We start from the raw sequence: 8,278 nt of genomic DNA on the forward strand, positions 1-8,278 counted from the left end.
ACGCGCGGCGCGCCTGGGGGTTGCCGTCCGTCAAGCGATCGGCGGCCGGCCTGCCGTTATGGCCTGGTAGGTTGCGACGGCGAGCGCCATCGGATCGAAGGGCTTGGTGATGAGGAAGGCCGGTTCCGGGCGTTCGGCCGTCAGCAGGCGCTCGGGGTAGGCAGTTACGAAGATGACCGGCACGGGCATCGTCCGCGCGATGCGCGCGACGGCGGAGATGCCGTCGCCGCCGCGTCCGAGATTGATGTCGGCGACGATCAGGCCGGGATGATGCTGTTCCGAAAGAGCCACGGCGGCTGCCTCCGTCGCCGCCACGCCGACGACGCGATGGCCGCACGCCTCGACCAGGCGCCGGATGTCCATCGCGATCACGGGCTCGTCCTCGATGACGACGACGTCGGTGACCGAGGCGGCGCGCAGCGCGGACCGCGCAACCTCGATCTCGAACCCGGCCTCCTCCGCGCCGAGGCCGACGACCGCGGCCGCTTCGTTGAGGCGAAGATCCTCGAGCGACGTCAGCAGCAGCAGCTGCCGCTGCCGTGGCGTGAGGAGCGACGAATCCCGCGGTGCAGGCGCGGCGTGCGTGATCGCCGCGTAGAGCGCGAGGCGCGGCGCCATGTCCGGCAGTCCGGCGCGCAGCACGTCCGCGACCAGCCTGTCGCCATCCGCCTGCGAGCCCGTCAGTGCGCGTGCGTACCGTCTTGCGTAGGGCAGCGCGTGCAGCAGATCCGAATCGGCATGGTCGGTCACCGTGTCGTCCCCCTATGCTCTTCTGCTAATGTTTCGCCGGATGAAGCCGATGTGCCGGCGTTTCGCATGACGGGCGCGCTGTCCGACTTCCGGAAGGGCCTTGCCGCACTGCTGCCGCAGCTGCGCGCCTTCGCGCGGTTCCTGGCCAGGGATCCGGGGCGCGCCGACGATCTGGTGCAGGACGCCATCCTGCGGGCGATGACGGAGGAGGCGCAATGGGAACCGGGCACCGACCTGCGCGCCTGGGTCTTCCGCATCCTGCGCAACGGCTTCCTGGGGCAGGTGCGCCGGGGGGGCGCTGAACGCCGCGCGCTGGAACGCCTTGACCGCGGCGCCTCCGCGGCGCCGGCGCAGCTGGCCGCGGCCGAGTTGCACGAACTCGATCGCGCGCTCGATCGCCTGTCCGTCGTCCAGCGCGAAGCGCTGGTGCTCGTCGCCGCCCTCGGCTTCTCGATCGAGGAGGCGGCCGGGATCTGTGGCGTACCCGCGGGCACCGTGAAGGCGCGCGTCTCCCGCGCGAGGGCGGCGCTCGCGCAACGTTTCGGCGATAGGGGCTGAACGACGCCCCAGGTCGCGGATCGGTGGTGGCTGCATCGGGACGTGAATGCGCGGAGCCTCTCATCGGTTGCAGGTCGTTCCACGTGCGGCATCCGATATGCCCCATGCAACCATTTCCTGCCCTCATGCGTTCGGTCCGCATGCCACTCGATGATGCCGCCCGCGCACCCGACCATGGGAATGTCCACGCCGCCGAGGCGGAGCCGCACGCGTCCTTCGGCGACGCTCTCGTCGCGCTGCTGCCGCGGCTGCGGGTCCAGGCGCTGGCGCTGACGCGCAACCGCGCCGATGCCGACGACCTCGTGCAGGCGGCGGTCACCAACGCGCTGGCCGCGAAGGCGAACTTCATCCCCGGCACGAATCTCGGCGCGTGGCTCTACCGTATCCTGCGCAACCGCTTCCTGTCGGATCGCAGGCGGGCCCGGGAGACGGTCGAGCTCGACGACGCGCCCGCCGCTTCACTCGCGAGCCTGCCCCGCCAGGAGGGCAATCTCGCCCTCAAGGAACTGCGCAGGCACCTTGGACGCCTGCCGCCCGACCAGCGTGCCGCGCTGATCATGGTCTCGGTCCAGGGCCTGAGCTACCAGGAGGTGGCGGACGCGCTGGGCTGCCCCGTCGGCACGGCGAAATGCCGCGTGTTCCGCGCGCGGCGGCAGCTCGAGACCTGGCTGCTCGGGGCCGACGACCAGCCGCGCGGCAAGGATTCGGCGGTTGCGGCTGGTGCGGGGCCGACGACGACGGGTAGGCTCATGCGAGGCGCGGGCGGTTCGAGGCCCTCGGCCACGTAGGACGTCATGGCAGAGAGCGACGACCCCGAGCAGAAACCCGAGGCCAAGATGCCGGACGCCGACGCCCGCGACCGCAAGCGCAGGAAGGGCACGCCGGACGCGGCCTTCGATGTCTGGCTGCGCCGCGGGCTGCACGCCATGTTCGACGAGGTGGCGCAGGAACCCATCCCGGAGGAGTTGATCCGCCTCATTGAAGCGGACCGGCGGAAATGACGCATGGCGGCCCGATCGAGGCCGCCCGACCGCCTGGCCTTCGTCGCCTGTTGACGGGTGTCCGTGCCCGGCTGCTGATCCTGGTGGGCGCGGCGATGGTGCCCGTCATCGGCATCGCCTGCGCGCAGGCTTGGCACGACCACGGGCAGGACCTCGCGGCGGCGAGGCGGGTGGTGCAGGCGTTACAGGAACAGGCCGTCGCATACTATCGCGCCGAGTTCGACCTGATCGAGGAGATGCTGGTCTCCCTCACCGCGGACGTTGCGGACCTTCCGCCGGAGGCGTGCGCTGCCGCGCTGCGCGCCGCTCAGGCACTGTTCCCGCGGCGGATCGCAGATGTGTGGATGCTCGATCCCGACGGGCGGCTGCGCTGCAGCGCATTGCCGGCGGCGCAGCGCGGGCCCCTTGGCGCCAACCTGCTGCCCCTGCATGTCGAAGGCCGGCTCACGCTGGCTAGCTTCGCGGCGGATACCGCCCCGGGCGATGCCGTTGTCCCGGCGGTCATGCCCATCCTGGCCGACGACGGCACGCCGCGCGCGGCGATCGGTGCCGCCATCAGGCTTGTCCACGTCGTCCCGATCGACACATCGCCGCCGCGTGCCGACGACCACCACGCCTGGCTCATCGACCGCAACGGCGCGACCCTCGCCCTGACCGCGGCGGCCGAGGCGGAGCTGCCCCGTGCTGTGCCGCCGGTCGGTCGCGTCGAGCAGTTCGAGGGCGCTGCGCGGTCCGGCGCAACCCACGCATGGTCGATCGGAACCGTTCGGCCCGGCCTGCGCCTGATGATCGGCGTGCCGATGGACGGCGCGCGAAGCGCGGCGCGCGCGGCGCTGCAATGGCGGCTGGTCGAGATCGCCGCCTTCGTGCTGGCCTGCCTCACGGCGGTCATGCTTGGCGTGGAACTCAGCGTCGCTCGGCCCCTGCGGCGCCTCGCGGGCGCGCTGCGTGGCTGGTCGCCACGCGAGCCCTATGCCGCCATCAGCGGCAGCCACGACCCGTCGGAGATGAAGGACCTCGACACCGCGCTGCTGGCCGCCAGCGGGGCGATCGCCCAGCGCGAGGATGCGCTGCGGGCCGCGCTGAAGCAGCGCGACCTCGCGATCGAGGAAATGCACCACCGCGTCCATAACAACCTCCAGATCGTCGCCTCGCTGCTCAGCATGCAGGCGGACAACTCGCGGCAGGCCGAGGTGAAGGCCGAACTGGCGCTCACACGGCACCGGGTCCGCGCCCTCGCGACCCTCTATCGCCACCTGTCGCGTGCGTCGCAGGCGGAACGGATCAGGCTGCAGCCGTTCGTCGAGGAGCTGTGCCATCAGCTCAGCGAGCATGCCGGCGTCTCACGCTGCGGGAAGGTGACGATGGTGGTCGAGGTCGAGGACATCGAACTGGATGCCGACCATGCCGACTCGCTCACGCTCCTGATCACGGAGGCGGTCAGCAACGCGATCCAGCACGCCTTTCCGGACGGAGCATCCGGCACCATCCGGGTGTCGCTGCGACGTCACGGCGAGAACGCGGAGCTCACCGTCGCCGATGACGGCATCGGCCTGCCGACGGATGTCGATCGCGCGGACGCGCTTGGACTGAACCTGATCCGGGCCTTCGCGTCGCATCTTGGCGGAACGGCCGTGATCACGGGCGATGGCGGGACGAGGATCGGCGTGACCTTCCCCCTGCGACGCGCGCCCTGCGTTCCCGCGCAGGATGCCTGATCCGGCCCTGCAGCGGGCGGGGGATCGCGGGCGTCGCCATCGGATCGAACTGCGCCCGCGCCCGGCGGGGCCCTCGGCAGCTCATGACTTTCCGCCATGCTCGCCGGGTCGACGGGACGGGGAGGTCGGGGAGACGGTTCCTCCTCCCCGCTATTTCACCCCGCCGGCACGCCCTTGCTTGTCGAGTACTCGAAATGCAGCGCCTCCCCCGGGAACACCCGGGGGTGGATCGCATGCGCCGCCATCGCGGCTTCCGAGAACCCCTGCAGGATCAGCTTGAGCTTTCCCGGATAGGTCGCGATGTCGCCGATCGCATGCACGCCGTCGATGTTCGTCGCACAGGTCGAAGGTTCGACGGCGATGTGGCTGCGCTCCAGCCCCAGCCCCCATTCGGCGATCGGGCCAAGGTCCATCGACAGGCCGAAGAAGGCGAGCAGATGGTCGGCCGGCACCGCCATCTCCTCCCCCTTCAGCGTGGCGAGCACGACGGAGTCCAGCGTCGATCCGTCGCCCTGCAGCCCGTGCAGCTGGTAGGGGATGGCGAGCTCGATCTCCCCCCGCTGCGCGGCGGCGTCCAGCTGCGCGGCACTTTCCGGCGCGGCGCGGAATTTCGGCCGTCGGTGCACCACCGTCACCTTTGCCGCGATGTCCTTCAGCGACAGCGCCCAGTCCACCGCCGAATCCCCGCCGCCGGCGATCACCACGCGCTTGCCGCGGAAGTCTTCCCGCCGCGTCACCAGGTAGCGCACGGCGCCGGAGGCCTCGTAGCCCGGCAGGCCGTCGAGCGGCGGCCGGTTCGGCCCGAAGGCGCCCGCGCCGGCCGCGATGATCACGGCCTTGCAGCGCACCCTGTCCCCCGCGCTGGTGGTCAGCAGGATCGCCGCGCCATCCTTGGCCAGGCCCTCGACGCGCCGGCCGAGCAGGTAGGTCGCGCCGAAGGGCTCGGCCTGCTTCTCGAGTGCCGCGACCAACTCGCCCCCCGCGATCGCGGGATGGGCCGGGATGTCGTAGATCGGCTTTTCCGGATAGAGCGCGCTGCACTGGCCGCCCACGGCGTCGAGCGCGTCGATCACGACGCATTTCATGCGCAGCATGCCGCATTCGAACACGGCGAAGAGCCCGACCGGCCCCGCGCCGATGATCGCGACATCCGTTTCGACCTGCGCGGCCATGGCCACTCCCCCGAATCCCGGCCCGCGTGATAGACGGGTCGGGCCGCCGATCCTAGCCGGGTGCTCCCCGGCCTGCCCCTCGATGCCCCGGACCGTGACCATCGACCTGCCGGACCTTGCCGCCACCCATGCCCTGGCCGCGCGCCTTGCCGCGCTGCTGCGGCCGGGCGATGCCGTGCTGCTGGAAGGCCCGCTCGGCGCGGGGAAAAGCGAATTTGCCCGCGCCGTGCTGCGCGCAGCGTCCGGCGATCCGGCGCTGGAAGTCCCCAGCCCCACCTTCACCTTGGTGCAGTCCTACGATCTGCCAGCCTGTGCGGCGCATCATTTCGACCTCTATCGCCTGGACGGGCCCGCGGGGCTCGTCGAACTCGGCTGGGACGAAGCGCGGGAAGGGATCGTTCTGGTGGAATGGCCGGACAGGCTGGGTGAGCTGGAACCGCCCGAAGCGCTGCGCGTGACGCTGGCGCAGCGCGATGCGGAGGATGGGCGCCGCGCGACGCTGGCGGGCTGGGATGCGCGGCTTGGGGCGCTCGCCGCATGAGGGACGCCGGCGACTTCCTCCGCGCCGCCGGCTTCGGCGCCGCGCGCCTGCTGCCGCTGCCCTCGGATGCGTCGCATCGCCGCTATGCGCGGCTGGTCGGCGGGCCGGCGCCGGCGCTGCTGATGGATGCGCCGCCGCCCGAGGATGTGCGCCCCTTCCTCGCCGTCGCGGGCCACATCGCCGGCATCGGGCTCTCCGCGCCGTCCATCCTCGCGCAGGACCCCGACAACGGCTTCCTGCTGATCGAGGATTTTTCCGACGCGACGCATGCGGCGCTGCTCGATGCCGGCGCCGACCCTCGGACGCTGTATCTGGAAGCCGCTGAGGCGCTCGCCGCGCTGCACGCCCATGCCCCGCCCGCCTTCCTGCCGGCCTGGGATGGCGCGACCATGGCGCGGGCGACGGCGGCGACCTTCCTCGACTGGTGGTGGCCGGCCGCGATGGGCGCGCCCGCCGATGCCGCCACGCGCGCGGCCTTCGACGGTGCGATCCGCGCCATGCTCGCGCCTTTCGAGCGCGAAGGCGGCTTCGTCCATCGCGACTATTTCCCGGCCAACCTGCTGCGGCTGGAAGGTCGCGACGGTCCGCGCCGCACCGGCATCATCGACTTCCAGGACGCCGCCATCGGCCATCCTGCCTATGACCTTGTCTCGCTGGTCGAGGATGCGCGGCGGGACGTCGCGGCCGAAATCCGCGCCGCCGCGATTGCGCGCTACCTCGACGCGCGCGGCGACGTGGACCGTGAACAATTCGCGGCCGCCATGGCCGCCTGCGCGGCGCAGCGGCATCTGCGGGTCGCGGCACTCTGGGTGCGGCTCGACCGGCGCGACGGCAAGCCGCGCTACCTCGTGCACGGCCCGCGCTGCTGGCGGCTGCTCGATGCCGCGCTGGCGCATCCGGCGACGAAGCCGCTGCGCGATGTCCTCGACGTCCATGTGCCGCCCGCGCGCCGCACCACACCCGCCGCCGCGACGGAGGCCGCATGATCGCCCTGACCCACGCCATGGTGCTGGCCGCCGGCCTCGGCACCCGCATGCGGCCGCTGACCGACGACCGGCCGAAGCCGCTGCTGGAACTGGATGGCCGCTCGCTGCTCGACCATGCGCTGGACAGGCTCGCCGCCGCCGGCGTGGCGGATGCGGTGGTGAACGCGCATTGGCGCGGGGCGCAGATCGAAGCCGCCATGGCAGGGCGCGACCATCCGCGCATCCACCTCCAGTCGGAGGAGACGCTGCTCGAGACCGGCGGCGGCGTCGCGCGCGCGCTGCCCGCGCTCGGCGGCGCACCCTTCGCCGTGGTGAACGGCGACGCCTTCTGGCTCGACGGCCCGACGCCCGCGCTCGCGCGCCTCGCCGCCGCCTTCGACGCGGCGGAGATGGACGCGCTGCTGCTGATGGTGCGCACCACGCAGGTGGAAGGCGTGGTCGGCAAGGGCGATTTCCTGCTCGACCCGGTGGGCCGCATGCGTCGGCCGAAGGAACGGGAGATCGCGCCCTACCTCTATGCGGGCGTGCAGATCCTCAATCCCGCATTGTTCGAGGGCGCGCCGTCCGGCGCCTTCAGCCTCAACCGCCTGTACGACCGCGCGATCGCGGCCGGGCGGCTGTATGGCGTGGTGCATGACGGCGTGTGGTTCCACCTCTCCACGCCCGAGGATCTGCGCAACGCGGAGGACACGCTGCGCGCGGGCCTGACGCGGGCGCTGTTCTGAAGGGCGCGGTGCGGATGACCCTGCACGCCATCCCGCCGCACGCGCCCTTCCTGGAAACGCTCGCCGCCGGCCTGCTCGCGCGGATGCCGGCGGACGATCCGGCGGCCCTTGCCCGCGCCACGATCCTGCTGCCGACGCGTCGCGCCGCGCGTGGCCTGCGGGAAGCCTTCCTCACCGCCGCCGGCGGCCGCGCGCTGCTGCTGCCGCGGATGCGCGCGCTCGCGGGGCTCTCGACCGAGGAAGCGGACGAACTGGCTTTGCCCGACCTTCTCGACCTGCCGCCGGCGGTTGATCCGCTCACCCGGCAGGCGGTGCTCGCCGCCATGGCCGCGCGCATCCCCTCCCGCGCCGGCGGTCCCGCCACGCCGGAGCAATCCTGGCTGCTCGCCGGCGAACTCGCGCGGCTGTTCGACGAGGTGGCGCTCGAGGAAGCGGACCTCGCTCTGGTGGCCGAGGCCGGACCACGCGCCTTCGCCGAAGGCTGGCTCGCGCGGCTTGATGGGCTAGTGCCGGACCGGCACGCGACGCATTGGCGCATCACCACCGCCGTCCTGCGCGGCGCGGCGATCGACTGGGCCGATTGGCTCGAGGATCGCGGCCTGCTCGACATCGGCCTGCGGCGCGTCAAGGCGCTGGTGCTCCAGGCGGCGGTCTGGCGGGAACAGCCCCCCGCAGAGCCAACCATTGCCGCGGGCATCGGCGCGGGCGGCACCATCCCGGCCGCCGCCGCGCTGCTCGGCGTGCTGGCCGCGGCACCCGCCGGCGCTGTCGTGCTGCAGGGCCTGCCGGAGCCGATGGCCGCGCCGCTGTGGGATGCGATCCGCGCC

The 8,278-nt window shown here is 72.3% G+C and carries 9 protein-coding genes and 1 pseudogene; 8 read left to right on the forward strand and 2 right to left on the reverse strand.

The annotated features are described in order from the left end of the window. Positions 1-30 precede the first annotated feature (30 nt). On the reverse strand, positions 31-750 hold the full coding sequence (locus tag HW577_RS03905) for a PhyR family response regulator anti-anti-sigma factor (RefSeq protein ID WP_198374757.1): 720 nt from the start codon (positions 748-750) through the stop codon (positions 31-33). Positions 751-816: 66 nt separating this feature from the next. On the opposite strand from HW577_RS03905, the gene HW577_RS03910 reads away from it, so the two are divergent. From HW577_RS03910 to HW577_RS03925, 4 genes are all read left to right on the forward strand, one after another. Next, the gene (locus tag HW577_RS03910) at positions 817-1,308 is read left to right on the forward strand and encodes a sigma-70 family RNA polymerase sigma factor (protein ID WP_198374758.1); all 492 of its coding nucleotides are present in this window, start codon (positions 817-819) and stop codon (positions 1,306-1,308) included. A gap of 140 nt (positions 1,309-1,448) precedes the next feature. Beyond that, complete coding sequence (locus tag HW577_RS03915; protein WP_198374759.1) at positions 1,449-2,096, forward strand: sigma-70 family RNA polymerase sigma factor; 648 nt, start codon at positions 1,449-1,451, stop codon at positions 2,094-2,096. A 6-nt stretch (positions 2,097-2,102) separates the two neighbouring features. Continuing rightward, a complete protein-coding gene (locus HW577_RS03920) occupies positions 2,103-2,309 on the forward strand; it encodes a NepR family anti-sigma factor (RefSeq protein ID WP_198374766.1) in 207 nt (68 codons plus the stop codon). Then, positions 2,306-4,027, forward strand: coding sequence for a sensor histidine kinase (locus tag HW577_RS03925; RefSeq protein WP_198374760.1), 1,722 nt, complete (start codon positions 2,306-2,308; stop codon positions 4,025-4,027). The genes HW577_RS03920 and HW577_RS03925 overlap by 4 nt, the downstream gene beginning before the upstream one ends. A gap of 155 nt (positions 4,028-4,182) precedes the next feature. Here HW577_RS03925 and HW577_RS03930 read toward each other — a convergent pair whose 3' ends face one another. Next, positions 4,183-5,199 (reverse strand): NAD(P)/FAD-dependent oxidoreductase, encoded by a 1,017-nt coding sequence (locus HW577_RS03930; protein WP_198374761.1) that lies wholly within the window; start codon positions 5,197-5,199, stop codon positions 4,183-4,185. Positions 5,200-5,281: 82 nt separating this feature from the next. Here HW577_RS03930 and tsaE point away from each other — a divergent pair, with 82 nt between their 5' ends. The 4 genes and pseudogenes from tsaE to HW577_RS03950 form a co-directional block, all read left to right on the forward strand. Further along, positions 5,282-5,740, forward strand: coding sequence for a tRNA (adenosine(37)-N6)-threonylcarbamoyltransferase complex ATPase subunit type 1 TsaE (tsaE, locus tag HW577_RS03935; protein WP_198374762.1), 459 nt, complete (start codon positions 5,282-5,284; stop codon positions 5,738-5,740). Then, positions 5,737-6,726 (forward strand): aminoglycoside phosphotransferase family protein, encoded by a 990-nt coding sequence (locus HW577_RS03940; protein ID WP_198374763.1) that lies wholly within the window; start codon positions 5,737-5,739, stop codon positions 6,724-6,726. Before tsaE ends, HW577_RS03940 begins: the two co-directional genes overlap by 4 nt. Continuing rightward, on the forward strand, positions 6,723-7,451 hold the full coding sequence (locus tag HW577_RS03945) for a nucleotidyltransferase family protein (RefSeq protein WP_198374764.1): 729 nt from the start codon (positions 6,723-6,725) through the stop codon (positions 7,449-7,451). The genes HW577_RS03940 and HW577_RS03945 overlap by 4 nt, the downstream gene beginning before the upstream one ends. A 14-nt stretch (positions 7,452-7,465) precedes the next feature. Then, positions 7,466-8,278 (forward strand): annotated as a pseudogene (locus HW577_RS03950) (double-strand break repair protein AddB); the annotation flags it as partial.

This window comes from Neoroseomonas rubea, from assembly GCF_016106015.1.
Classification (GTDB): Bacteria; Pseudomonadota; Alphaproteobacteria; order Acetobacterales; family Acetobacteraceae; genus Neoroseomonas; species Neoroseomonas rubea.